Consider the following 25311-nt stretch of genomic DNA (forward strand, 5'->3'; position numbering starts at 1 on the left):
TTTCTAAGTTAACATTCCGCCGCAAACATTTAATACTTGTCCAGAAACATAAGCACTCATATCTGAAGCAAAGAAAAGGCAAGCATTGGCAACGTCTTCCGGTGTTCCGCCACGTTTTAACGGAATAGAATCTCTCCAACCTTGGACAACATCTTCGTTTAGTTTTGCAGTCATTTCGGTTTCAATAAAACCTGGAGCGATTGCGTTACAACGGATATTTCTAGAACCCAATTCTAAAGCAACAGATTTTGTAAAACCAATCATACCAGCTTTAGATGCAGCATAATTTGCTTGTCCGGCGTTACCTTTTACACCAACAACACTGCTCATGTTTACAATAGAACCTTTTCGGTTTTTCAACATAATTTTTTGAACCGCTTTTGTCATATTGAAAACCGATTTTAAGTTGATTTCGATTACTTTATCAAAATCTTCTTCGCTCATTCTCATCAACAAATTATCTTTTGTGATTCCGGCATTATTGATTAAAACATCAACGTTTCCAAAGTCTGCCATAACATCGTCAACCAGTTTTTGAGCTTCATTAAAGTCGGCGGCGTTTGATTTATATCCTTTTGCTTTAATTCCTAAAGCTGTCAATTCATTTTCTAAAGCTAGAGCTGATTCTGCAGATGAACTGTATGTGAAAGCTACATTTGCTCCGTGTTGTGCAAATACTTTTGCAATTCCGCTACCAATTCCACGACTTGCACCAGTGATAATAGCTACTTTTCCTTCAAGTAATTTCATATTAGTAAAAATTAGTTTGTTTTTTAATTAAATACAAATATAGTGGAATAATGAAGTATTAAAAATGGTTTAACAAAAAAATCCCAAAAACTAATTTATGGGATTTCAGTTTTATTGTTTTATAAATTTACTTCTAGAAATTCCTTTATCAGTATAAACTTCTACAAAGTAACTTCCGGCCGTTAAACCAGAAACATCAATACTGCTTTTGGTTGAAGCGTTGGTAACTGTCATAAGTATTTGCCCCAAAATATTATACAATTTAATACTCTTCACTTCAATTTTGTTCATTACTTTGAAATGTAAAATATCTTTAGTTGGATTTGGATAAAGCGTTAGATAATTGCCAAAATCAAAGTCTTGATTATCTAAAGCAGCAACAGTTGTTGTAGCGGGATCAGTTACAATCGGGAAATTATAATCAAAATAAATACTCGCCGAATTCGAAAATGTATTTCCTAAAACTAACGTTGATTTCGTTTTAATTTTAAAAGCAACATAACCATCATTGTTAGCATCATCAAAAGGTAAATTGATATTCTCAAAGATAAATTCTACTTTATTACCATTTATTCTCGTGTAGAAATTATGACTACTATGTTGTGAAATCAAAGTACCAATATCAAACTTAGCAGTATCAATTACATCGGCTACAACAATATTTTGTGCAGTAAAAGTTCCTGTATTTTCAAAACGGATAACATAATGAACATATTGACCAACCATACTTGGCGTAATAGTAGTACCTTCCAAGCAAGTTTTATCATTTGGATCATAGGAATTAACAACTATTTGATTTAGTGTAAATATATTGTCATTTGGAGTTTCGTCAGTTGAACCAACAATTGTTGCCGTATAATGTAATATATCATCACTATTCACTGCTGGAATTTCCATTGGGGAATTGATATTGAATACCAGATCAATTTCTCGAGTTTCAAACGGATTAAGATTATTATAATTCCAATTTAAACTGTTCGTAGCAGAACCTATATTCACAGGATTCGAAGAAACCAAATCCATAAGCGTTTCATCAAAATTAAAATTCAATGAACCATTTGCTACCTGATTCCCTTTGTTTTTATAAATAATTTTATAATGAGTATCAAATCCGGGACGAGCTACTTCTATTGGAATGATTGTAATTTCCAAATCATTTTTAATACCGTTAGAGGTTATACAAAAATTTTGAGTATATGGACTTGTTGATGATGGAAAACTTATTGTTGTTGAAGGTGGTGAAACAGTAAAATAACTTGGATTTTCTAATTGCGGTGTTAACGTATGATTTCCTGATTGAACTGGAATAGAATAATTATTTTCCTGATCAGTAATATAAACCCCTACTAAATTTGAATTTTGCAATCTATTTATTTTTAAATCATAAAAAGGCAAATCATTACTATCACATCCATTATTATTTAAATCTATTTTACTGTTTCCTTGAATAGTATAATAAGTACCACCCGGAACAAATGAACAATAGGTATTAATCTGTACATTTGGATAAGCATCATTTATATAAGATAAATCAGCTAATTCATTTTCGTCACAGCAAATATACTGAAGTGAATTGCCACTAAATTGAAGTACAGGTTGATAGCTACCATTTTTAATAAATAAAGATGATATTTCGTTATTTTGCATATAAACAGAATAAAGATTAAAACAACTATTCAAGTTTAAACTTGTTAAATTATTATTAGAACATAAAAAAGAGTATAAACTAATACAGCCCTCCAAAGTTATGGTTTCTAATAGATTCGAGTTACATTCCAAAGAATATAGATTACTTAATCCTGTTAAATCTAATGAAGTTAAGAGATTACTATTACAATTTAAATCTATTAAACTATTTGTGTTTATAGCTGTTAAAGAGGATAATTGGTTATTATTACAACTAACATATTTTAGGTTTGATAAATTGTTAAAATTTAGTGAGGTTAACTGATTATTGTAAATATTTAATCTAATTAAATTGTTGAGTCCACTTAAATTAATAGTAGTCAAAGAGTTATTTTCACAATCTATTCTTTGAAGATTAATACAATTGCTTAAACTCAAACTATTTAAAAGATTACCTGAACAATAAACTTCCTCTAAATCAGTTAAAGAATTCAAATTTAAAGTTGTAATTTGATTGAATGAACACTTTAAGATTGTTAGATTAACTAACTGACTTACATTTAAACTTGAAATTTGATTACCTGAACAATCTAATTCGTTCATACTAATTAATTGATTAATAGTTAAGTTTGTCAAATTATTACCTGAACAATTTAAATAATTCAAATTTGTGAAACTTAATATGCCTGTCAAATTGCTAATATTTGAAAATGGTAAATGCAGATAACTAACTTGTAGAGCTTCTGATACCTGTATGTTACCATCATTATTCTGGTCAATTTTAAAATACTGACCTGATAAATCTTTTGCAATTCCAATAAATTGGTCAGATTCCAATAATTTTGCCTTAAAATTAGCATCTGGAATTGTTACAATTTGAGATGAACATAAAAAACAAGAAAATAATAAGCCTATTAGGTAAATTTGTTTCATAAATATTTATTTAAAAAAAAAATCAAAGCCTATTCTTTATTAGAAATGCTTTGATATTTTTATTAGAAAACTAAAGAATATTATCCTAAAACCTCTTTAACTTTTTTACCGATTTCTGCAGGAGAATCTACAACGTGGATTCCACATTCTCTCATGATACGTTTTTTAGCTTCAGCAGTATCGTCTGCACCACCAACAATTGCACCTGCGTGACCCATTGTTCTTCCTTTTGGAGCAGTTTCTCCAGCGATGAAACCTACAACCGGTTTTCTATTTCCATCGGCTTTAATCCATTTTGCAGCATCAGCCTCTAGTTGACCACCAATTTCACCAATCATAACGATACAATTAGTTTCTGGATCATTCATTAATAACTCAACAGCTTCTTTAGTAGTAGTTCCAATAATTGGGTCACCACCAATTCCGATAGCAGTAGTTATTCCTAAGCCTTGTTTTACAACTTGGTCTGCAGCTTCGTAAGTTAATGTTCCCGATTTAGAAACGATTCCAACTGTACCTTTTTTGAAAACAAAACCTGGCATAATTCCAACTTTAGCCTCTTCAGGCGTAATTACACCTGGACAGTTTGGACCAATTAATCTACATTCTCTATCTTTAATGTAAGCATATGCTTTAATCATATCTGCAACCGGAATTCCTTCTGTGATACAGATAATAACTTTAATTCCAGCGTCAGCAGCTTCCATTATTGCATCTGCAGCGAAAGCAGGCGGAACAAAAATAATTGTAGTATCAGCACCAGCTTGTTCTACGGCATCTTTTACAGTATTAAAAACTGGACGATCTAAATGAGTTGATCCACCTTTTCCTGGTGTAACTCCACCAACAACATTAGTTCCGTATTCAATCATTTGAGATGCGTGGAAAGTTCCTTCGCTACCTGTAAAACCTTGAACAATTATTTTTGAATTCTTATTTACTAAAACGCTCATGATATATTTTTTATGTAGTTTTATTGTTTGTGATGCAAAAGTATAAAATAGTAATTAGTAAATAGTGATTAGTAATTAGTTTTTTTATTAATTTTTGCAAATTTTATATATATAATTTTTATGAAAATTGACTCATTTGAAAACCTCTGAATAATTTACCATCTTTAATTTCCCAAATGACAAAAAAATGGGCTAAAAGCATTTCTTCTCGAGGATTTTCTATTGTTTTTACAAAATGTGAATAGCGAACAGAAACTATGTTATCTTCTACAATAATATGGGTAATTCTCATTTTAGAACGAACATAAGCTTTGCTCAATTCATCCGATAAATTTAAAACATCTTCTTTTTTCATCTGAACGAAACCTTTGCTACTGTTCCATTCGATAATTAAATCATCATGCAGAAATTCTGTTACCTCTGATTTTTGTAACATCAAATCATTTTTATAAAAATCAATTACTAATTCTTTTGGTGTCATTACTTTAGATTTTTTAAAATTTCTGGAATTCGTTTAATATTTGCCAATTGTTTCAATTTTTCGCGTGATTCTTCTATTGGCGTTCCAAAATAAGATTTACCACCTTCAACCGATTTAGTAACTCCAGTTTGCCCAAGAATAACGGCTTTTGCTCCAATTGTTATTCCACTTGTGGTTCCAACTTGTCCCCAAAGTGTCACTTCGTCTTCAATAATTACGCAACCTGCAATTCCAGTCTGAGCTGCAATTAGACATTTTCTACCAATTACGGTATCGTGGCCAACGTGTACTTGATTATCAATTTTTGTTCCTTCACCGATTGTAGTATCACCGGTAACTCCTTTATCGATGGTACAAAGCGCGCCAATACCGACATTATTTTCGATAACAACACGTCCGCCAGAAAGTAATTGATCATAACCTTCAGGACGTTTTTTATAATAAAAAGCATCTGCACCAAGAATTGTACCTGCCTGAATAATTACATTATCGCCAATTATACAGCCATCATAAATGGTTACATTAGAATGAATAATACAATTGGAACCAATTTTCACATGATTTCCAATAAAACAATTTGGTTGAATAAATGTTCCTTCGCCTATTGTTGCAGAAACCGAAATGGCTTTATCTGTAGCTTGGAAAGGTCTAAAATGTTTGGTTAGTGTATTGAAATCTCTAAACGGATCATCTGAAATTAATAGCGCTTTACCTTCTGGACAATCTACTTCTTTGTTAATTAAAACTATTGTTGCAGCCGATTGTAAGGCTTTGTCATAGTACTTAGGATGATCTACAAAAACAATATCACCTGGTTCAACGACGTGAATTTCATTCATACCATAAACAGGAAAATCATCAGCACCAATATACTGGCAACCGATGATTTCTGCAATTTCTTTAAGAGCTTGTACTTTTGAAAACTTCATATTTTTAGTATTCAGTATCCAGTGTTAAGTGTTCAATATATTACATGAACAAAGTTAACACTGAAAACTATTCTTTTACTCGTTCCATGTAAGAACCAGAAGCTGTATCGATTTTAATTTTATCGCCTTCATTAATAAATAAAGGTACGTTTACAGAAGCGCCTGTTTCTACTTTAGCTGGTTTTGTAGCATTTGTAGCTGTATTTCCTTTTACACCTGGCTCTGCATAAGTAACTTCAAGTACTACAGAAGCTGGCATATCTACAGAAAGTGGTAATTCGGTTTCAGCATTGATAATTACTTTAACAGTTGTTCCTTCTTTTAATAAATCTGGAGCATCAAGAATAGCTTTATTTAATTGAATTTGCTCGTAAGTTTCTACGTGCATGAAGTTAAACAAATCTCCTTCGGCATACAAATACTGATATTCATGCGTTTCAACACGAACTTCGTCAATTTTATGACCAGCAGAAAAAGTGTTATCTAAAACTTTCCCATTAGTTAAACTTTTTAATTTAGTTCTAACGAAAGCTGGACCTTTTCCTGGTTTTACGTGAAGAAATTCAATGATTTTATAAATATCGTGATTGTATTTGATACATAATCCATTTCTAATATCTGATGTAGATGCCATTGTAAAATTTGTTTATTTTATAATTATTAATTTTTTATTTATATGCTTCCCGAATATCCTTTCATGATTCCGCGAGAAGAATTTCTGATAAAATCTAGGATTTCATCACGTTCTGGTGAGGCTGCCATTTCGGCTTCAATAATACCAACTGCTTGTGAGGTATTGTAATTTTTTTGATATAAAATTCTGTATATATCTTGAATTTCCCTGATTTTTTCGGATGTAAATCCTCTTCTTCTTAATCCAACAGAATTAATTCCAACATAAGATAAAGGTTCTTTAGCAGCTTTTGTATATGGAGGAACGTCTTTACGTAGTAATGATCCACCAGAAATCATAGCGTGATCACCAATACTAATAAATTGATGTACTGCAGATAATCCGCCAACGATTGCATAGTTTCCAATAGTTACATGACCACCAAGAAGTACGCCATTTACAATAATTACATTATCGCCAATATGACAATCGTGCGCAACGTGTGCAGTTGCCATAATTAAACAATTGTTTCCAATTTTTGTTTGTCCCGATGCAATTGTTCCTCTATTTATTGTAACACATTCTCTTATAGTACAGTTATCTCCGATTATTGCAAGTGAATCTTCACCTCCAAATTTTAAATCTTGAGGAACCGCAGAAATAACTGCGCCTGGAAAAATATTACAATTTTTTCCAATTCGTGCACCTTCCATTATGGTAACATTAGAACCTATCCAAGTTCCTTCGCCAATTTCTACATTATTATGTATAGTAGTGAACGGATCAATTACAACATTTCTTGCAATTTTTGCTCCAGGATGTACGTATGCTAGTGGTTGATTCATGTTTTGTTTGTTTATTGTTTGGTGATTAGTAGGCTATTGTTTTGCAACGATAAGCGCTAACCTCTAAACTTTAAATTATTGTTTTTTAGCTATTTGTGCCATTAATTCAGCTTCGGCAACTAATCTTCCATTAGCGTAAGCGTTTGCTTGCATGTGACAAATTCCTCTTCTAATTGGAGTAATTAAATCACATTTGAAAATTAATGTGTCACCTGGTAATACTTTATATTTGAACTTAACATTGTCAATTTTCATAAAATACGTCAAGTAATTTTCTGGATCTGGAACCGTGCTTAATACTAAAATTCCTCCCGATTGTGCCATTGCTTCCACAATTAAAACTCCTGGCATTACTGGTGCATCTGGAAAATGTCCAACAAAGAAATTTTCATTCATTGTAACATTTTTCATTCCAACCACATGTGTGTCAGACATTTCTATAATTCTGTCGATTAACAAAAATGGAGGTCTGTGTGGCAAGATATTCATAATTTGATGAATATCCATTAATGGAGGTAAATTTAAATCGTAACTTGGAATATGATTCTTTTGTTCGATTTTAATAATTTTAGACATTTTTTTAGCAAACTGAGTATTTACAAAATGTCCTGGTTTATTAGCGATAACTTTACCTTTAATGCGAATTCCTATAAGAGCTAAATCACCAATAACATCAAGTAATTTATGACGTGCAGCTTCGTTTGGATAATGCAAAGTTAGATTATCTAAAATTCCATTTTCTTTAACTGCGATTGAATCTTTACCGAAAGCTTTTTTAAGATTTTCCATCGTAGATGGCGAAATTTCTTTATCAACATATACGATAGCGTTGTTTAAATCGCCACCTTTTATTAAACCATTGTCTAATAAAGTTTCTAATTCATGTAAAAAACTAAACGTTCTTGAGTTGGCAATTTCGGTTTTAAAATCACTTATGTTTTTTAAAGTAGCATTTTGAGTTCCAAGGACTTTAGTACCAAAATCTACCATTGCAGTAACTTGATAATCATCACTTGGCATTACGAGAATTTCACTTCCTGTAGCTTCGTCTGTAAATGAGATTACTTCTTTTACAACATAAAATTTACGTTCGGCATCTTGCTCTTCAATTCCAGCTTTTTCGATTGCTTCAACAAAATACTTAGAAGAACCATCCATAATTGGTGGTTCAGAAGCATCTAATTCTATAATTGCATTATCGATATCGCAACCAACAAAAGCAGCTAAAACGTGCTCTGATGTTTGAATTTTCACACCTAATTTTTCTAAATTCGTACCTCTTTGAGTATTTACTACATAATTAGCATCAGCTTCAATAATTGGCGCACCTTCTAAATCAACTCTTACAAAGGTAAATCCGTTGTTTATTGGTGCAGGTTTAAAAGTCATTTTTACTTCTTTTCCTGTATGTAATCCAACTCCTGTAAGCGAAATTTCGTTTTTGATGGTTTTTTGCTTAACCATAATATAATTGTAATTTAGTTTGTTTTCTATTCTAATTTTTTCTTCAAATTATCTAAATCTGAAACTATTTTTGGAAAATTTCTAAAATGGACGAATGATTTACTAAAATCTCCATAATTAAAAGCTGGCGAACCCTGAACAGTTTCTCCTTCTTTAAGACTTTTTCCAATGCCTGATTGTGCTTGAATTCGCACATTATCTCCTATTATAATATGACCTACAATTCCTACTTGACCGCCAATCATACAGTTTTTACCAATTTTGGTTGAACCTGCAATTCCGGTTTGTGAAGCAATTACGGTATTTTCTCCAATTTCTACGTTGTGAGCAATTTGAATTTGATTATCCAACTTCACTCCTTTTCTAATTATTGTTGATCCTAAAGTTGCTCTATCTATTGTAGTACATGAACCTACATCGACATTATCTTCAAGAATTACATTTCCTATTTGAGGTATTTTGGTATAACTACCATCTTCTGATGGAGCAAATCCAAATCCATCTGAACCAATAATACTTCCTGAATGAATGGTGCAATTAGCTCCAATTTCAGTTTCAGAATAAATTCTAACTCCAGCAAATAAAACACAATTATCACCGATAGTAACGTTATCTCCAATAAAAGTATTTGGATAAATTTTTACATTATTTCCAATGATAACATTTTTACCTACATAACAAAAACTACCTAAATACAATTGATCACCATAAGTAACATTTTCTGAAATTACTGATGGTTGCTCAATTCCCGATTTCATTAATTTAACTTGATTGTAATATTCAAGAAGTTTAGAAAACGCTTTATAAGCATCTTCAACTTTAATTAAAGTTGTAGTTATTGCTTGCTCTGGTTCAAAAGTATCATTTACAATTGTAATTGATGCTTGAGTTGAATAAATGTAATTAAGGTATTTTGGATTAGACAAAAAAGTTAAAGAGCCGACAACTCCTTCTTCTATTTTTGCTAATTTATAGACTTCAGCATTAGGATTACCTACTACTTTGCCCTCAAGAATACCCGCTATTTGTTCTGCTGTGAATTTCATTTATGCAAAAATATAAAAATTAATTGAAACCTACACTTCAAGTAGTACTTTTGGAAAACACATAAAGTATTTCGTTACAGCTTTGGATAATGCTCTAACTTGTAATTGATCGGACGAATCTACAATATTTTCTACAGTTTTATCTTTTTTTAAGATACTTATTGGCTCAGTTTCTTTATTGTATGCCTGATTTTTGAGTTTTCCTTTAAATACAAAGTACGAAACATCTTTATCAGATAAATTGTGCATTGTAGCAAATCTAGTTTTTAAATCTTTCAATTTTTCTAATTCAACTTTCTCGTCAAGCATCACGATTTTTAGTAAATCACGATTAATTATCATTTTACTTAAAGAACTCAAAACAAAGTCGTCATTAAATTGCCAAGTTTTTATTGCACCCATAACATCATAATCATCTAATAATGCAAATGTTTTCAATATTTCTTCATTAAAATCATCTGATGAAATTTTATTGTTTAAAAAAAAAGAAAGTGGTTCACTACATGATAATTGAACTCCTTTTTGAGTTAGTTCTTTAGCTCTTTTAAGAATTTTTGTCAGCGTTAATTCGGCAACAACAGATGTTTTATGTAAATAGGCTTGCCAGTACATTAATCGTCTTGCAACAAGAAATTTCTCTACAGAAAAAATGCCTTTTTCTTCAATTACAAGAACATCATCTTGTACGTTCATCATTTGAATTAAACGGTCGCTGTTGATATTTCCTTCAGCAACACCACTATAAAAACTATCTCTTTTTAGATAATCCATTCGATCCATATCAAGCTGACTAGAAATTAATTGCAACATGAATTTTCTATGATATTCACCTTTAAATATTTGAATTGCTAAACTTAATTTTTGGTCAAATTCTTGATTTAAAGCATTCATAAAGAAAAGTGAAATTTCTTCGTGATGGACATCTTCTACAATGCTGTGTTCCATGGCATGAGAAAATGGTCCATGACCAATATCGTGTAAAAGAATGGCTATATAAAGTGCGTTTTCTTCTTCATTAGAAATTTCAACGCCTTTAAAACGAAGTGTTTGAACGGCTTTCTGCATTATATGCATACATCCTAAGGCATGATGAAATCGCGTGTGATGTGCACCAGGATAAACCAAATACGACATGCCCATTTGAGAAATACGTCGCAAACGTTGAAAATAAGGATGCTGAATTAAATCGTAAATTAAGCTATTTGGAATGGTAATAAAACCATATATAGGATCGTTGAATATCTTGAGTTTATTGGTCGGATTCACTAAATTACTGTTGTTTATTTGTACAAATATATGCAAAATATAAAGTATAAAAAAACTACATTTTTAGGATGTAGTTTTTATAATTTTTTGAAGTTTTTACCAGATAACAACTCGAAGTGAATCGGGTTGATACATCTTGCTTCCTGGTTTTATATTGAATGTTTTATGAAATTCTGGAATGTTTGACAATGGTCCATTAATTCTAAATTGTGCTGGCGAGTGTACATCAGTCATGATTTGCTGTGATAAATATTCTTTGTTAGCATTTACCATCCATGCATATCCATAAGCTAAAAAATAACGTTGATCTGGTGATAATCCGCTGATTTTTTCATTAGATTTATATTGTTTGGTTTTCTTGAAAGCTTCATAACCCATAATTACACCGCCTAAATCGGCTATATTTTCTCCTTGCGTTGCATCTCCATTTACAAATTTATCTCCAACATTGTATTTACTATATTGATTAACTATAAGTTGTGTTTTTTGTTTGAATTTCTTCAAATCTTCTGCAGTCCACCAATTATTTAAGTTTCCTTTGTCATCGTATTGACTTCCTTGATCGTCAAATCCGTGCGTTATTTCATGTCCAAAAGTGGAACCACCAATTATTCCATATAAAATAGCATCATCTGGCATTCTACCTTCATATCCTGGAACTAAAATATTGCATGCTGGTACGCAAATTTCGTTATTGCTCGGGTTGTAGTAGGCATTATAGGTTTGTGGAAACATTCCCCATTCGGTTCTATCAACTGGTTTTCCATATTTTTTAATCATTTCACTGTACTCCCATTTAGTAACTGCCATTACATTTTTACAGTACGAATTTCTGTCGATAGCAATAGAACTTAAATCTTTCCATTTGTCTGGATAACCTACTTTCATTACAATTTTACTTAATTTGTATAATGCTTTTTTCTTTGTAGGTTCACTCATCCAATCTAATTTCTTAATACGTTCGGCATAAACATCTCTGATATTATTTCCAATTTCTAGTAATTTTTCTTTTGATCCTTTCGGAAGGTATTCTTCAATGTAAACTTGACCAATTAATTCTCCAAGCGAACCATTAGTTTGTTCTACCACACGCTTCCATCTTGGTTTTTGAGTTTTTACTCCGCCTAAAACTGTCGAATAAAATTTAAAATTTTGATTTTCTATTTCTTTGTTCAAATAAGCTGCGTATGTATTTACCAAATTCCATTTTAGATACGTTTTCCAATCTTCAATAGTATACGATTTAATCATACCATTGAATGCTTTGTAAAATTCGGGTTGGCCAACAATTACTGAATCTGCTTTCGCAATTCCCAATTCTTTCAAAGTAAAATTCCAATCAATATTGGGCGTAATCGAATTAAAAGCAGCAACTGACATTTTATTGTAGTTCGCATTTGGATCTCGTAATGCCTCTAATTTTCTAGATGATTTAGCCAACTCTGTTTCCAATTTCATTATTGAACTTGCATTTTTGGCTGCCACTTCGGGCTTCTCACCTATTAATTCTAACATTTTCTGAACATGTTTTACATATTCATTTCTAATATTAACCGTTTCAGAATCAGTGTTGAAATAGTAATCTCTTTGACCAAGACCTAATCCGCCTTGAGAAAATTGAAGCATGTTTTTAGCACTATTTTTATCATCTTGATACACATAAAATGAAAATCCAGCGCTTGCGCCCAAAGTATGTAAATGAGCAATAGTTTTTAATAAACTTGGTACATCTTTTACAGCATCAATTTTAGCAAAATCATTTTTAAGTGGTGAAATTCCAAGTTTATTAATAGCTAAAGAATCCATTCCTGACGCATAAAAATCACCTATTTTCTGTTTGTTACTACCTTTTTCTGCATTGGCTTCCGCCGATTTTTCACAAATGGATTTCACCTGATTGTTTATGGTATCTTGAATCATTCTAAAAATTCCGTTACTTCGCTCAGATGATGGAATTGGGTGTTTTTTAAACCATCCGCCATTTGCATAGTGGAAAAAATCATCAGTCGGATTTATTGTAGTATCTCTATTGGTTAACAATGGATCAACAAACGCTGTTTCTTTTTTATCGCAACTAATAATACTTAATGTTGTTAAAGACAGAATTGTAATTCTTTGAAGTAGTTTCATATTTACTATTTTAATGCACTTGATTAGTATAAATTCGTGAAATTTGTTACAAAATAAGAGGACTATTTATTTGATCTTTCTGACTTTTAAATTATTAATTTGATAAAAAACGTAAGAAACAATAACGAAAAATAAAGTCATGTAAATGGCATTATACAAGACTTTTGCAAATCCTAAATCGGATACGTTTAAAAATGGATAAGGATAATAGTTTGAAAAATATCCACGTATCATAACTACAATTATATAAATCATTGGAAATAATAACCAACCAAAAATACTCTTATAATTGATAGTTTGTTTCGAAAATTTGAAATACCAAAACAAAATATAAACAATCGGAATCACTAAATGAAGAAGTTCATCGGCTACTTTATCCCAGCCTTTTGGTTGCCAAATAAATCTCAAAATTGTATTATACACAAATCCTACAACGAAAATATAGACCGTAATGGCAACTTGAGTATTTGATCTTGCAAAGAACTTAAGAAGATTTGATTGCAACGATTCCGCCGTAAAAACAAATGCAACTAGAATATTAGATAGAATTGTAAAAAAGGTAAAATACCGAATAAGTGTTTCAACAATTGATGCTTGTCTGTTAATAATAATCAATACTAACTGCAATATAACTGTAAACCAGCAAAGTATGAACATTAGAACACTTATGTTATTCGATTTATTATTTGCCATTTTTAAAAAATTGAATTGTAAATTTAACTAAAAAACAAACTATTTGTAGTACAAATTTGGCACTATTTATTCTCATTAAATCTATATCTTTACTAATTTTGCAATCTAACCGATTTTTTATATTTTTATAAAAACAACAATAATTATGAGTAACGCCATTTCACAACGTGTAGCTGACTTTTTAAAAGAACACGAGCCATTTAATTATTTGCCCTATGAAGATTTAATTCAAATTGCCAACACTATAAGAGTTATCAATTTGGAAAAGCATAAATCATTATTTCAAATAAATGATGTATTGCACGACAGTTTTTATGTTGTTGCTTCGGGTGTTATCCATTTGACCGTGATTTCAGATGCTGAGGAAACTTTGCTTAACAAATGTTATGCAGGAGATATCTTTGGTTTACGTCCATTTTTTGCTAAAAATAATTATCAAATGACTGCAAAAGCTCGAGAAGAAAGTATAATTTATGCAATTCCAATTGCGACTTTCAAACCTTTTGTTGCTCAAAATGTCGAAGTTTTAAACTTTTTACTGGAAAGTTTTGCCGTAAATACCAAAAATAGCTTGGACAGCCAAAACAACGGATTGATGTCGGATAGTGTAGGTTATTCTGACAATCAATCTGATATGATGTATTTTCAATCCCTGAGTTACAATAAAGCACCATTAAAAATTAGCTCTGAAATTGCAATAAAAGATGCAGCTCAACTGGTTACAGAAAATATGGTTGATAGTGCCATTATTATTGATCAAAGTTATCCTATTGGAATTGTAACCGATAAAGATTTTCGTTCTAAAGTAGCGACTGGTCGATTTCCATTATCGAATTCAATTGATAAAATTATGGCGTCACCAGTGATAACGGTTACCGAAAATATTTCGGTTGCCGAAGCACAATTGGTGATGTTAAAACATAGTGTTTCCCATCTTTGTGTAACTCATGATGGCACTGATAAATCAGAAGTAAAGGGAATAATTTCTGAACACGATTTGGTAGTTGCACAAGCTAACAATCCTGGAGTTTTACTGAAAGAAATTAAGCGTTCACAAACTTCTAAAGAATTAAAATTGGTTAGAGATAAATTAACCGATATCATTCAGTCATCTATAAATAAAAACATTCCTTTAACTCATATAAATAGTATCGCTGGAGAAATTACTTTGGCAATTATTAAACGTGCTGTTGAGCAATCTATATTAGATTTAGGTTCTCCACCAGCAAGATTTGCTTGGTTAAGCATTGGAAGTCAAGGTAGAAAAGAACAACTTTTATTAACCGATCAAGATAGTATTTTAGTCTTTGAAGATGTTTCTGCCGAGAAATATCGTGATGTTAAAGATTACTTTTTGAAATTGGCAAAAAAGACAACTTCTACATTAGAAAAAGTTGGTTTTGCAGCTTGTCCACAAGGCCACATGGCTAGTAATATGCTTTGGTGTAAATCATTGACAGACTGGACAAAACAATACAACAGTTGGATGAATACTCCAGGTGAAAATTCAAATGAAATTAGTAGTGTTTTCTTTGATTATGAAATGGCATTTGGTGAGCAAAAAATTGAGGATGCGATAACAGAAACCATATTTAAAAACGCAAAAAACAATGTTCTTTTCTTTGATTATCTAGGAAATGATGCTTTGAAAAAACCTACACCTCTAAACTTTTTCAAGAAGTTTAATGTAGAAGAAGATGGAGAAAATAAAGGTAAATTTGATATTAAAACTAGAGCATTAATGCCTTTAATTGATGGCGCACGATTGCTAGTTATGAGTAACAATATTAAAGGTATCAATAATACTTATTTGAGATACAAACAGTTGGCAATGGTTGATCCAAAGTTTTCGGAAGTGTATTTAAATTGTGCTGATTCTTATTTGGTATTATCAAAATTTAGAGCAGCCGAAGGTTTAAAGAATGATAGTTCTGGACAATACATTAACATGGACGAATTAAATAAAGTCGATAAAGAGAAATTGAAAAATGCATTAGCACCAATGCGTGAATTGGAAGAATTAATCAAAGATCGTTTTCAACTTACACAATTTTCATAATTATGCTCGACTGGTTAAAAAATATTAGTAAAGAACATCCCGAATTTTGGAAAAATTATACTTCAAAATTCGAGAAAAAATCCAATCGATACGTTTCTTTAAGTCTTGAAACTACTGGATTGAATCCCAATAAAGATGTAATTCTTTCTTTTGGAGCAATTGCTGTGGTCAATGATACTATTTTAATTGGAGACACTTTTGAAATTGCCATTCCACAATACAAATATTTGCATGATAATGGTATAACAAATGATTTTTTATTAGAAAGTGCGCAACCAAAATTAGCCGAACCTGCTGCAATAGAAGCATTTATTAATTATTTAGGAAATGCAACTTTGGTTGGACATCGCATTCATTTTGATGTAGAAATGATCAACGAGGCTCTAGAAAAATTGGCTTGTGGACGATTAAAAAATGAAGCATTAGACATCGAAATTATGTATAAAAAATTGCATGATATTGGCGATAAAAATTTCTCTTTAGACGAATTAGCAAATTTGTTTAAAATCCCTAAAACTGAGCGAATTTCTACAACAGATGATGCTTTTACAATTGCGTTATTGTTTTTAAAATTGAAATCTCGACTTAAATTACAATAATGAAAGTTAATTTAAAAGCAATTGTTATTCAGATAGTAATTCTTGTATTTACTCCTTTATTTATTTTCAGTCAAAATGATATTATGACAAATGATTGGGCAAATTTAAAAAAATACGATTCAGAAAATAAGCAGTTATCTACTACTCCTTCTTCCAATAGAATTGTTTTTATGGGCGATTCTATAACCGAATTTTGGAAAGTAAATGATTCAAGTTTCTTTGACAAATCTAAAATCAACAGAGGAATAAGCGGACAAACGACTTCCCAAATGATGCTTCGTTTTCCTCAAGATGTAATCAGTTTAAAACCAAAAGCTGTTATTATTCTAGCAGGAATAAACGATATTGCTGAAAATACTGGTCCTATTTCTAATGAAGGAATTTTAGAAAATATAATTTCAATGACTGAATTAGCAAAAGCAAATAACATCAAAGTTGTTTTATGTTCAGTTTTACCAGCAAATCGATTTAATTGGAATTCAAAAATTTCACCATCTAATCGAGTAATCGAACTTAATAAAATGATTCAATCTTATACCGTCAAGAATAAAATTATTTATGTAGATTTTTATTCACAAATGGTTGATGATGAAGATGGTTTGCAAAAACGATTTGGTGAAGATGGAGTTCATCCCAACAAAGAAGGTTATTTGTTAATGAAATCTATTGTTAATGAAGCGATTGAAAAATTGTAATAAATATGAGAATAAAACTAAATAAATGAAAATAGTAACGATTTTTTTTCTTTTAATTATATCAATAAAAACTGCTTATTCTCAAAACTTTGGAAAATTTCTAAAAATTGAAAAAGAAAAACTTCATAGAGATTTAGATTTATTACACCAAGGCTTAGATAAATTTCACTCTGGAATGTATTGGTACACGCCAAAAGATAGTGTAGATATTGCTTTTCAAAATGTAAAAAATCAAATAACTAATGATTTAAATGTTCTTGAATTCCACAAGCTAATCACTCCTTTGGTTGCACTTTCAAGAGAAGATCACACCGATGTTTTTTTACCGAAAGACATTAAAGAGAAAACTATTAAAGATGAAACGATCACTTTTTTTCCTTTGACAGTCAAATTTTTAGATAAAAAACTGTATTGCATTCAAAATGGATCAAATGATTCTTTAAAGATAGAAGGTTTTGAAATAGAGGAAATTAATGGAGAATCTCCAACGGAAATTGCTTTAAAAATTGGAAATCTATTTGCTTCAGATGGATTTATAAAATCTGTGAAATATAATGATTTGAGTGGGTTTAATTTTCCGAAAAACTATTACTATTACTATGGAATAATTGATGAGTTTAAAGTTAAATTTAAAGAATTACCTCAAATTATTTCATTCGAATCATTATCAAATATTCAAATTAGCACCAATTTAAAAAAACGTAAAAGTAAAATCCGTGAAAATACAATTAGTGAACCTTTAGAATTAAAAATTATTGATACAAAAACTGCTTCTTTAATTATTAAAACTTTTGATAATGTTGAAATTAAAAAGGAAAGTAAGTACAGGTCGTTTAAAGAATTTCTTTCTAAAAGTTTTAAAGAAATAAAAGAGAAAGATATTGAAAATTTAATAATTGACATAAGTGAAAACGGTGGCGGAACAGAGGGAAATGAAGGTTTACTGTATTCCTATTTTGGAGAAAACTATCAAAAATATAAAAAAGTTACTGCTAAAACTCAAAAGGTTATTCTCTCTAATAGTTTGGATAAGCCAATAAAACTAAAAACATTTGGATTTTTCGAGAGAATTTTTACTAATAAAAAAATGAAGGACGGTAGTCTTGAAAGAAGAAATAATTTTATTTTAGGACTTATGGCCTATAAAACATCTCCAAAAAACAAGTTTATTGGAAATAGATATGTAATTATTAGTCCGATTACTTATTCTGGTGCTAGTGAGTTTTCTAATATGATGTACTCACAAGATTTAGCAACTTTTGTCGGACAGGAAACTGGTGGCGGTTATTACGGAAATACAAGTGGGTATGTTAGAGAATTAGTTTTACCAAATTCCAAAATTAGCATAGATATTCCAACTTTGAAATTTGAGATGAATGTCCAACCAAAATTACCCTTTGGAAGTGGCGTTAAGCCTCATTATACGGTGATTCCAACAATAAGTCAATACATGGAAAAAGAGGATATTTATACTCAATTCATTTTAAAATTAATTGATAAAAAATAATAATTTACTGATATCGATTATCCAAATAAACAATCCTCTCAAACTTTCCATGATGCGTTTTGGATACGTTTTTTACTTCATTATTCAATAAAATAAACGGAATTCCATTTACTTTAAAAAGCGTATTCTCGTTTTCTATAGTTCTAATATTTTCGAAATGCCTTGAATCTTCAACCGCTAACGAATAAACCGATTCCTCAGTCACAATAGTTTTTGTGTAGAAAATTTGATTCTGAAATTGTACTAAACCATTGTCAAGATTTAAATCCAAACATTCAATTTTTATTGGATAATAACCTCGCTTTCCTCCTTTTTGAAGAATGATTTTATAAACAGCTTCCTTTCTGCTCCATAAATTCCATACTGCAAGGTCTTGATTGGTAGATTTTTGTATGAGTAATTGCTCGGAAAAAGTAACTATTTTTTCCAAATATCCTTTACGTTTCCAGTTGCTTTCTTTTTTAGCTAAAGCCAAATCTACTATGTCGTTTCCAATCACTTTGCTGCTAATTTGGTTTTTATAATTTCTAAAGTTGTTTTTATAGAAATCATTTTTTCCATTGAAGCAGTATCAATTTCAATATCAAAAGCTTCCTCTGTATCTAAAACAATATCCACTAAATTCGCCGAATTTATTTGCAAATCAGTGATAAAATCAGTGTCTTCGGTAAGATTTGCAAAGGCTTCCTCATTCTTAACAAATGGTTTTACAATAGGTTTTAATTTCTCTAAAATTTCCTCGTTATTCATAGCTTATTTGTATTTTTTAAAGATTACACATCCGTTGACGTCACCAAAACCAAAACTGGCTTTTGCAACAATATTTATCTCTTTTTCAATTAGTTTTGTAGAAACTTTAGAAGCATCAATTAAATCTGCAATTTCGGGATTTAAATCCTCACAATTCACATTTGGAAAAATAAATCCGTGATAAATTTGCAAGACCGAAGCCACACTTTCAATACTTCCAGCTGCCGACAAACAGTGGCCGACCGTGGATTTCAAAGAATTTATATAAGGAAAATCAATCCCTTTTCTGTTTAATGCTTCGGTCCAATTTTTAATTTCCAAACTGTCTTTCGAAGTTGCTGTCAAATGTCCGTTAATTGCATCAATTTCATTTGAAGAAATACCCGAATTTAGCATTGCATTTTCAATACATTTTTTGACGGCGACCGAATTTGGAGCAGTCATAGTTCCTTCACCTCGTTGTCCACCCGAATTTACATTTCCACCTAAAACTTCGGCGTAAATCTTGGAACCACGATTTAAAGCTGATTCTAAATCCTCTAAAATTAATGCTCCTGCTCCACTTCCTGGTACAAATCCAGAAGCGGTTGCACTCATTGGTCTTGAGCCTTTTTCTGGCGATTCGTTATGTTTGTAAGTGCAAACTTTCATAGCATCAAAACCACCCCAAATGTATGGTCCGGAATCACTTGTGCTTCCTGCAATTATTCGTTTTGCTCGTCCCGATTTTATTCGTTCAAATGCCATTAAAATACTTTCAGTTCCTGTAGTACAAGCAGATGAATTGGTTGTAACTTGATTTCCCAATCCTAATTTTCCTCCAATATATGCGCTTACACCACTGTTCATGGTTTGTGCAACGGCATTACTTCCTAATCTTCGCGTTTGAAAATCATCAATTTTATAAATACTTTCTCTAAATTTTTCAATTCCTGAAGTACCTGTTCCGAAGATTGTACCCGAATCCCAATCTGGATTTTCATTGTTTTCTATCGATAATTCAGCATCTTTCCATGCATCCATTGCTGCAATAACACCGTATAGAATTCCGGTTGAGTTGAAATTTCTTAATTCAAGTTCTGAAAAATATTCTAATGATAATTCTCTAGAAACTTCAGGTTTTCCAGCAATCTGACATGAAAATTGTAAACGTTCTAACTCTGGGTCATGTTTTATTCCTGATATTCCGTTTTTTATTGCATTTGTAAACGCGTTAAGTCCTACTCCATTTGGAGCAACAATTCCTAACCCGGTAATTACAACTCTATTTTTCATAAATCATTCCTGCAATTGTTCCGTTACAAACTTCAATCCCCGAATCATTTATCATTTTTACTTTACATTTTAATTTACCAAATCGAAAGTAGATTTTTTCGGAAATTACAACCACTTTTTCTTTTGGGAAAACAGGTCTTAAATATTCGATATTACTTGATGTTAAAGCAATTAGAGTATTTTTATTAATTTCATTATTTAATAAATAAATTCCTAAACATACAACACCAATTTGTGCCATTACCTCAGTCAAAATTACACCTGGAGTCACCGGATTATCAATAAAATGCCCTTTATAAAAATCTAACTTTTCATCAAATGTGTAATTTCCAACAACACCATCTTCACTGATAGACGTAATTTCATCTACAAATAAAAACGGTTTTGAATAAGGTAATTTCGATATAATTTCGTCTTGAGTCAAAATATATTTTTTAAAATTCTAATAAAATTCGCTGTGCCGAAAATCCTGGTCCGAAGCTAAGCATCAAACCTTTTTCTCCTTTTTTAGGGTTCGAATCCATAATTCGTTCTAAAACATACAATACCGTTGCACTCGACATATTGCCATACAATCGTAAAACTTCTTTGGTATCATTGATGTTTTTGCCTAAATTAGAAAATAAATCTTCAACGGTATTTACAATTTTCTTTCCACCCGGATGAAATATCAAATGATCTATATCTTCCATCTTAAGGTTGTTTTTTTCTAAAAACGGATGAATAATATCTGGAAAATGTGCCGAAATTGTTTCAGGAACTTCAATGTCGAGAACCATTTGCAATCCCGAATTAGTTAATTTGAAACCCATCATGTGAATGTTGTCATAAAAATGATACATTTCATCGGCAAGAATTTCTGGACCTTCATCTTCATCATTTGACGAAAGTAAAACACAAGCTGCACCATCGCCAAAAATAGCTGCACTGACAATATTTGCCATAGAATAATCGTCTAATTGAAAAGTAGCCGTTGGACTTTCGACAGCAATAACAGCAGCTCGCTTTCCTGGATTGGCTTTCAAGAAGTTTTTGGCATAAATTATTCCAGAAATTCCTGCGGCGCAACCCATTTCGGTAACTGGCAATCTAACAATGTCTTGACGTAATTTCAATTTGTTTATCAAATAAGCATCCAATGACGGAATCATAATTCCTGTACAACTTACGGTAATAATGTAATCCAAATCGGTTGGATTCCAATTAGCTTTTGTTAGTGCTTTTTCTAGTACTTTTTCTCCCAATTCAATAACTTCACTAACATAAATATCATTACGTTCTTCGAAAGATGTTTTGGTAAAAACTTCCACTGGATCCATTATGGAATAGCGTTTGTCTACCATTGCACCTTCAAAAATCTTTTTTACTTTTCTAATAAATCGTGGTTCTTGATCTACCAGCCAAGCATCTAAAAACGGCAGAATTTCTTCGGTATTTCTAGAATATTTTGGTAATTGCTTAGCAACTGTTTTGATTTTTACACTCATATTTTTTTCACAATCCATTGATAACGAAAAGCCCATTTCCAATTGATTGTATAGTTTTTAAAATTTAATTTATTAGAAATTGCGATTAATTCACTTCTTTTAAAACCACGAAGTATTGAAACTAATCCGTCTTCTCTTGACATTTTATTCAGTTGAAATACAAAACATAATGCTTGAAAAAGTCGGTAAGCTATTGCGCTTCGTTCCAAATCATTAACTACAATTCCGATTTTTGCATTTTTATAGAATTGTGCCATTAGCTTTTCTATTTCATGTTCTTTAAAATGATGTAATGTCAAAGTGCAAAGCACAATATCATATTTTAAATTATCAAATTCACTATCGAAAATATCTTCACATAAATAGCTAATATTGCTATAGTGTTTAGATAAATTTATTGCATGATTGATTGTAAAATTATTCGCATCAACACCAATCAATTTAAAATTCCAATTATTATCTTTAGCATAATCAGCAAGATATCGCAACATATCGCCATTTCCGCAACCTATATCAACAATTTTAATTTCGGTGGCTTTTGAATTACCTTCTAATAATTTAGCAACTCCTTGTAAAGTTAGTTTGTTTCCGCCTAAAAGCTGATTTATTTTGGCTATTTTATCTAAGGCATCGCGCAATTCTTCGCCTTCGAGGGCAAAATCATCCATTATTTCAATAGCATCAGTGCGTTTTTTTGTGTTTATAAAAATCATTTATAGTTTACAGGTATTGTTTTTCCGTGTGTTTTTTTAATTATGAATTTCAGAACAAACGGAAAGATAATTAGTATACGCAACAATACATTGGAAAGTTTTGGTTGTAATAATAATTTTGCCAAAACTCTTCCCATTTTTAGTCGGCTTTTAAAATTAAAATTCCACTTTTTAGTATACTTTTTTTCTAACTCTAATCTAGATTTAATTTTATTACTCAAGTATTTTTCAACTAAATCAGATGCTATTTTAGCACTGTGAATTGCCATTGCCATTCCGTTTCCACAAAGCGGATGAATCAATCCAGCAGTATCACCTATCATTAAAATATGATTTTCTACTGGCAGTTTTTTCTCGAAGGAAATCTGACTTATAGTTAATGGTTTTTCGAAAAGCAGTTTAGAGTTTTCTAAAACTTGCTTTAAATGTGGATTCTTTTTAAGAACCATTTCCTGAAAGTCAGTAATATTTTTATACTTTTTAAAAGAATTATAACGAACTAAATAGCAAATATTTATTATCTCATTTTCCACTTTTGAAACGCCACAATATCCACCATTAAAATTATGCAATCCAACAAAATCAGCATTAAATTCGCCCGAATAATGTGCTTTTACGGCCAACCAAGGTGATTTTTTTTGAATAAAATCTCTGTTAAGCAATAAATCAAGATTAGATCTTTTTCCGAAAGCACCTAGAACAATTTTTGATTTGAGATTCAATCCATTCGTAGTAGCAACTTCAAATAAATTGTTATCGAAAACTATATTTTGTACTTCATCCTTTATGATTTTACAACCATTTTCAATAGCTTTTTTGTAGAGATAAAAATCCAATTCATACCTACTTATTCCAAATCCGCCCATTGGTAAATCTGATGTAATTGACTTCCCATTTATGGTTGAAAATTTAAGTTTAGTAATGTCGGTAGGTTTTAAATCGGCTATTTTTATATCCAACCATTCAAAATAAGGTAAAACCTCGTTAGAAATATATTCGCCACAAACTTTATGCTTTGGAAATTCGTTTTTTTCAATAACGGTAACATAAAAATATCTTTTAGAAAGATGAATTGCTGCTATTAATCCTGCTAAACCACCACCAATAATAATAACTTCATTCTCGTTTTCCATACCATGTAAAAGTAGGTCATTAGCTTACTATTTGTTTATTAAATTTCGATTAAATGTTATATTATTATTGGATTTTAATTTGCTTTTCCTCTTTGTATTTTGCTTTGTAACGTTTATATAATTCGGTTTGATGACTTTCAAGACTAATTTGCCTTCCATCAATAAAAGCTTCAGAGATAACATTGGTTTTCATATCCAAAGCATCACCTTCCGAGATAAATAATGTTGCACTTTTACCTTCTTCTAAACTTCCATAGTTTTTATCAATTCCGAGGATTTTTGCAGTGTTTAAAGTAATTAATTGAAGCGCTTGTTCTTTTGGAATTCCCCAAGCAGCGCAAGTTCCGGCATAGAATGGTAAGTTTCTTGTTTGCATACGTTCCATATCACCTGAATTTTCTAAAGCAACTAAAACACCTTTATCTACTAAAATCTTAGCATTTTTATAAGGCAAATTCACATCTTCATCTTCTAACAAAGGTAAACTATGAACTCTCCTTAAAAGAACAGAAATATTATTTTGTTTCAATAAATCAGCAACTTTGTAGGCAAAATAACCACCAACAATGGTAACATTTGGCAATTTATTTTTGATTTTAAACAATACGATATCTTCAATTTCTTTTTCATTCGTTGCGTTTATATACAAATTTTTAGTTCCGTTTTGTAATCCATTCATGGCTTCGTAAGCTAAATCTTTTTTGGATTTATCACCATTTAAATATGCAGCTGAATTGTCAAAATAATCCTGAATGGCTTTTAATTGCTCGTCGTACTTTTTATTGGGTTCGATAATTGGCTCATTTCTACCTCCAGAAGTACTATAACTTGTTGGCCAGTCAAGAAAAACGCCATCATTTTCCTTAACTATTGCGTCTTCCCAATTCCATGCATCCAATTGAACGATTGATGAAGTTCCAGAAATTCTTCCGCCGCGAGGAGCAATTTGTGCCAAAAAAATTCCGTTTGGACGAGCCGATTCTGTGATAACCGATTCTGTATTGTAAGCAATAATACTGCGAATATGTGGATTAAATTCTCCTATTTCACGTTCATCATCAGATGCTCTAACGGCATCAATTTCAACTAATCCAAGAGTTGAATTTGGTGCAATAAATCCAGGATAAATATGTTTTCCAGAAGCATTTATATAAGTATCATGCTTTCCTGGTTTCATTAGATTTCCATCGGCAACATAGGCTATTTTTCCATCAACAATAGAAATAACGCTGTTTTCAATAACAGATCCATTTCCTAAATGTGCAAAACCACCTGTTATCAAAATAGATTTTGTTTGTTTTGACGCAGGCGTTTGTTGGCTGTATCCAATAAAAGTTAGTAGTAAAAAGAATATATATTTCATC

General features: G+C 31.0%; 24 protein-coding genes. 4 read left to right on the forward strand and 20 right to left on the reverse strand.

The features are described from left to right. Positions 1-3 precede the first annotated feature (3 nt). The 12 genes from fabG to LG45_RS11345 form a co-directional block, all read right to left on the reverse strand. Positions 4-750 carry a 3-oxoacyl-[acyl-carrier-protein] reductase gene (gene fabG / locus LG45_RS11290; RefSeq protein WP_035127251.1) on the reverse strand — a complete coding sequence of 249 codons (747 nt, stop codon included), beginning with the start codon at positions 748-750 and terminating at the stop codon, positions 4-6. 111 nt (positions 751-861) lie between these two features. Further along, on the reverse strand, positions 862-3309 hold the full coding sequence (locus LG45_RS11295) for a DUF7619 domain-containing protein (RefSeq protein ID WP_035127253.1): 2448 nt from the start codon (positions 3307-3309) through the stop codon (positions 862-864). Positions 3310-3389: 80 nt separating this feature from the next. Then, a complete protein-coding gene (gene sucD, locus LG45_RS11300) occupies positions 3390-4262 on the reverse strand; it encodes a succinate--CoA ligase subunit alpha (protein ID WP_035127255.1) in 873 nt (290 codons plus the stop codon). A 118-nt stretch (positions 4263-4380) separates the two neighbouring features. Then, complete coding sequence (locus LG45_RS11305) at positions 4381-4743, reverse strand: nuclear transport factor 2-like protein (protein WP_035127257.1); 363 nt, start codon at positions 4741-4743, stop codon at positions 4381-4383. Further along, positions 4743-5672, reverse strand: a complete 930-nt coding sequence (locus tag LG45_RS11310; protein WP_035127259.1) for a UDP-3-O-(3-hydroxymyristoyl)glucosamine N-acyltransferase — start codon at positions 5670-5672, stop codon at positions 4743-4745. The genes LG45_RS11305 and LG45_RS11310 overlap by 1 nt, the downstream gene beginning before the upstream one ends. A gap of 67 nt (positions 5673-5739) precedes the next feature. Beyond that, positions 5740-6306 (reverse strand): elongation factor P, encoded by a 567-nt coding sequence (gene efp / locus LG45_RS11315; RefSeq protein ID WP_035127261.1) that lies wholly within the window; start codon positions 6304-6306, stop codon positions 5740-5742. 38 nt (positions 6307-6344) lie between these two features. Beyond that, positions 6345-7130 (reverse strand): acyl-ACP--UDP-N-acetylglucosamine O-acyltransferase, encoded by a 786-nt coding sequence (gene lpxA, locus LG45_RS11320; RefSeq protein ID WP_035127263.1) that lies wholly within the window; start codon positions 7128-7130, stop codon positions 6345-6347. A gap of 75 nt (positions 7131-7205) precedes the next feature. After that, positions 7206-8594, reverse strand: a complete 1389-nt coding sequence (locus tag LG45_RS11325; RefSeq protein ID WP_035127265.1) for a bifunctional UDP-3-O-[3-hydroxymyristoyl] N-acetylglucosamine deacetylase/3-hydroxyacyl-ACP dehydratase — start codon at positions 8592-8594, stop codon at positions 7206-7208. Positions 8595-8620: 26 nt separating this feature from the next. Further along, complete coding sequence (gene lpxD / locus LG45_RS11330) at positions 8621-9640, reverse strand: UDP-3-O-(3-hydroxymyristoyl)glucosamine N-acyltransferase (protein WP_035127267.1); 1020 nt, start codon at positions 9638-9640, stop codon at positions 8621-8623. Positions 9641-9670: 30 nt separating this feature from the next. Then, positions 9671-10906 carry an HD domain-containing protein gene (locus tag LG45_RS11335; protein WP_035127269.1) on the reverse strand — a complete coding sequence of 412 codons (1236 nt, stop codon included), beginning with the start codon at positions 10904-10906 and terminating at the stop codon, positions 9671-9673. 96 nt (positions 10907-11002) lie between these two features. Beyond that, positions 11003-13036 carry a M13 family metallopeptidase gene (locus LG45_RS11340; protein ID WP_035127271.1) on the reverse strand — a complete coding sequence of 678 codons (2034 nt, stop codon included), beginning with the start codon at positions 13034-13036 and terminating at the stop codon, positions 11003-11005. Between the two features lie 66 nt (positions 13037-13102). After that, complete coding sequence (locus LG45_RS11345; protein ID WP_052087568.1) at positions 13103-13729, reverse strand: Pr6Pr family membrane protein; 627 nt, start codon at positions 13727-13729, stop codon at positions 13103-13105. Positions 13730-13874: 145 nt separating this feature from the next. On the opposite strand from LG45_RS11345, the gene LG45_RS11350 reads away from it, so the two are divergent. From LG45_RS11350 to LG45_RS11365, 4 genes are read left to right on the forward strand one after another with little or no spacing between them, the layout of a single operon-like run. After that, the gene (locus tag LG45_RS11350) at positions 13875-15788 is read left to right on the forward strand and encodes a DUF294 nucleotidyltransferase-like domain-containing protein (RefSeq protein WP_035127273.1); all 1914 of its coding nucleotides are present in this window, start codon (positions 13875-13877) and stop codon (positions 15786-15788) included. Between the two features lie 2 nt (positions 15789-15790). Beyond that, positions 15791-16387 (forward strand): 3'-5' exonuclease, encoded by a 597-nt coding sequence (locus LG45_RS11355; protein WP_035127275.1) that lies wholly within the window; start codon positions 15791-15793, stop codon positions 16385-16387. Next, positions 16387-17082 carry a GDSL-type esterase/lipase family protein gene (locus tag LG45_RS11360; RefSeq protein WP_035127277.1) on the forward strand — a complete coding sequence of 232 codons (696 nt, stop codon included), beginning with the start codon at positions 16387-16389 and terminating at the stop codon, positions 17080-17082. Before LG45_RS11355 ends, LG45_RS11360 begins: the two co-directional genes overlap by 1 nt. Before the next feature lie 25 nt (positions 17083-17107). Then, positions 17108-18589 carry a S41 family peptidase gene (locus tag LG45_RS11365; protein ID WP_035127279.1) on the forward strand — a complete coding sequence of 494 codons (1482 nt, stop codon included), beginning with the start codon at positions 17108-17110 and terminating at the stop codon, positions 18587-18589. A gap of 4 nt (positions 18590-18593) precedes the next feature. Here the strand turns inward: LG45_RS11365 and LG45_RS11370 are convergent, their stop codons facing one another. The 8 genes from LG45_RS11370 to LG45_RS11405 all read right to left on the reverse strand — a co-directional run bounded on the left by LG45_RS11370 (position 18594) and on the right by LG45_RS11405 (position 25310). Next, a complete protein-coding gene (locus tag LG45_RS11370; RefSeq protein WP_035127281.1) occupies positions 18594-19088 on the reverse strand; it encodes a 4'-phosphopantetheinyl transferase family protein in 495 nt (164 codons plus the stop codon). Further along, positions 19085-19339, reverse strand: coding sequence for an acyl carrier protein (locus LG45_RS11375; protein ID WP_035127283.1), 255 nt, complete (start codon positions 19337-19339; stop codon positions 19085-19087). Before LG45_RS11375 ends, LG45_RS11370 begins: the two co-directional genes overlap by 4 nt. Positions 19340-19342: 3 nt before the next feature. Further along, positions 19343-20614 carry a beta-ketoacyl-[acyl-carrier-protein] synthase family protein gene (locus LG45_RS11380; protein ID WP_035127285.1) on the reverse strand — a complete coding sequence of 424 codons (1272 nt, stop codon included), beginning with the start codon at positions 20612-20614 and terminating at the stop codon, positions 19343-19345. Then, a complete protein-coding gene (locus LG45_RS11385) occupies positions 20604-21038 on the reverse strand; it encodes a 3-hydroxyacyl-ACP dehydratase FabZ family protein (RefSeq protein ID WP_035127287.1) in 435 nt (144 codons plus the stop codon). The genes LG45_RS11380 and LG45_RS11385 overlap by 11 nt, the downstream gene beginning before the upstream one ends. A 10-nt stretch (positions 21039-21048) precedes the next feature. Continuing rightward, positions 21049-22101: a type III polyketide synthase gene (locus tag LG45_RS11390; protein WP_035127500.1), complete on the reverse strand. Its 1053-nt coding sequence runs from the start codon at positions 22099-22101 to the stop codon at positions 21049-21051. Beyond that, positions 22098-22811 carry a methyltransferase domain-containing protein gene (locus tag LG45_RS11395; RefSeq protein ID WP_035127501.1) on the reverse strand — a complete coding sequence of 238 codons (714 nt, stop codon included), beginning with the start codon at positions 22809-22811 and terminating at the stop codon, positions 22098-22100. Before LG45_RS11395 ends, LG45_RS11390 begins: the two co-directional genes overlap by 4 nt. After that, positions 22811-23947, reverse strand: a complete 1137-nt coding sequence (locus tag LG45_RS11400; RefSeq protein ID WP_035127289.1) for an NAD(P)/FAD-dependent oxidoreductase — start codon at positions 23945-23947, stop codon at positions 22811-22813. Before LG45_RS11400 ends, LG45_RS11395 begins: the two co-directional genes overlap by 1 nt. 64 nt (positions 23948-24011) lie before the next feature. Further along, on the reverse strand, positions 24012-25310 hold the full coding sequence (locus LG45_RS11405; protein WP_035127291.1) for an amidohydrolase family protein: 1299 nt from the start codon (positions 25308-25310) through the stop codon (positions 24012-24014). Position 25311 lies beyond the last annotated feature (1 nt).

The organism is Flavobacterium aquatile LMG 4008 = ATCC 11947 (assembly GCF_000757385.1).
In the GTDB taxonomy this organism is placed as follows: Bacteria; Bacteroidota; Bacteroidia; order Flavobacteriales; family Flavobacteriaceae; genus Flavobacterium; species Flavobacterium aquatile.

Bases quoted from the DNA above. Each gene is read 5' to 3' on its own strand.
- LG45_RS11360 (WP_035127277.1), top strand. From the start codon at position 16,387: ATGAAAGTTAATTTAAAAGCAATTGTTATTCAGATAGTAATTCTTGTA.
- sucD (WP_035127255.1), bottom strand. From the start codon at position 4,262: ATGAGCGTTTTAGTAAATAAGAATTCAAAAATAATTGTTCAAGGTTTT.
- lpxD (WP_035127267.1), bottom strand. From the start codon at position 9,640: ATGAAATTCACAGCAGAACAAATAGCGGGTATTCTTGAGGGCAAAGTA.
- LG45_RS11305 (WP_035127257.1), bottom strand. From the start codon at position 4,743: ATGACACCAAAAGAATTAGTAATTGATTTTTATAAAAATGATTTGATG.
- LG45_RS11345 (WP_052087568.1), bottom strand. From the start codon at position 13,729: ATGGCAAATAATAAATCGAATAACATAAGTGTTCTAATGTTCATACTT.
- LG45_RS11400 (WP_035127289.1), bottom strand. From the start codon at position 23,947: ATGGAAAACGAGAATGAAGTTATTATTATTGGTGGTGGTTTAGCAGGA.
- LG45_RS11325 (WP_035127265.1), bottom strand. From the start codon at position 8,594: ATGGTTAAGCAAAAAACCATCAAAAACGAAATTTCGCTTACAGGAGTT.
- lpxA (WP_035127263.1), bottom strand. From the start codon at position 7,130: ATGAATCAACCACTAGCATACGTACATCCTGGAGCAAAAATTGCAAGA.
- LG45_RS11350 (WP_035127273.1), top strand. From the start codon at position 13,875: ATGAGTAACGCCATTTCACAACGTGTAGCTGACTTTTTAAAAGAACAC.
- LG45_RS11375 (WP_035127283.1), bottom strand. From the start codon at position 19,339: ATGAATAACGAGGAAATTTTAGAGAAATTAAAACCTATTGTAAAACCA.
- LG45_RS11295 (WP_035127253.1), bottom strand. From the start codon at position 3,309: ATGAAACAAATTTACCTAATAGGCTTATTATTTTCTTGTTTTTTATGT.
- efp (WP_035127261.1), bottom strand. From the start codon at position 6,306: ATGGCATCTACATCAGATATTAGAAATGGATTATGTATCAAATACAAT.
- LG45_RS11340 (WP_035127271.1), bottom strand. From the start codon at position 13,036: ATGAAACTACTTCAAAGAATTACAATTCTGTCTTTAACAACATTAAGT.
- fabG (WP_035127251.1), bottom strand. From the start codon at position 750: ATGAAATTACTTGAAGGAAAAGTAGCTATTATCACTGGTGCAAGTCGT.
- LG45_RS11405 (WP_035127291.1), bottom strand. From the start codon at position 25,310: ATGAAATATATATTCTTTTTACTACTAACTTTTATTGGATACAGCCAA.
- LG45_RS11355 (WP_035127275.1), top strand. From the start codon at position 15,791: ATGCTCGACTGGTTAAAAAATATTAGTAAAGAACATCCCGAATTTTGG.
- LG45_RS11390 (WP_035127500.1), bottom strand. From the start codon at position 22,101: ATGAGTGTAAAAATCAAAACAGTTGCTAAGCAATTACCAAAATATTCT.
- LG45_RS11365 (WP_035127279.1), top strand. From the start codon at position 17,108: ATGAAAATAGTAACGATTTTTTTTCTTTTAATTATATCAATAAAAACT.
- LG45_RS11310 (WP_035127259.1), bottom strand. From the start codon at position 5,672: ATGAAGTTTTCAAAAGTACAAGCTCTTAAAGAAATTGCAGAAATCATC.
- LG45_RS11380 (WP_035127285.1), bottom strand. From the start codon at position 20,614: ATGAAAAATAGAGTTGTAATTACCGGGTTAGGAATTGTTGCTCCAAAT.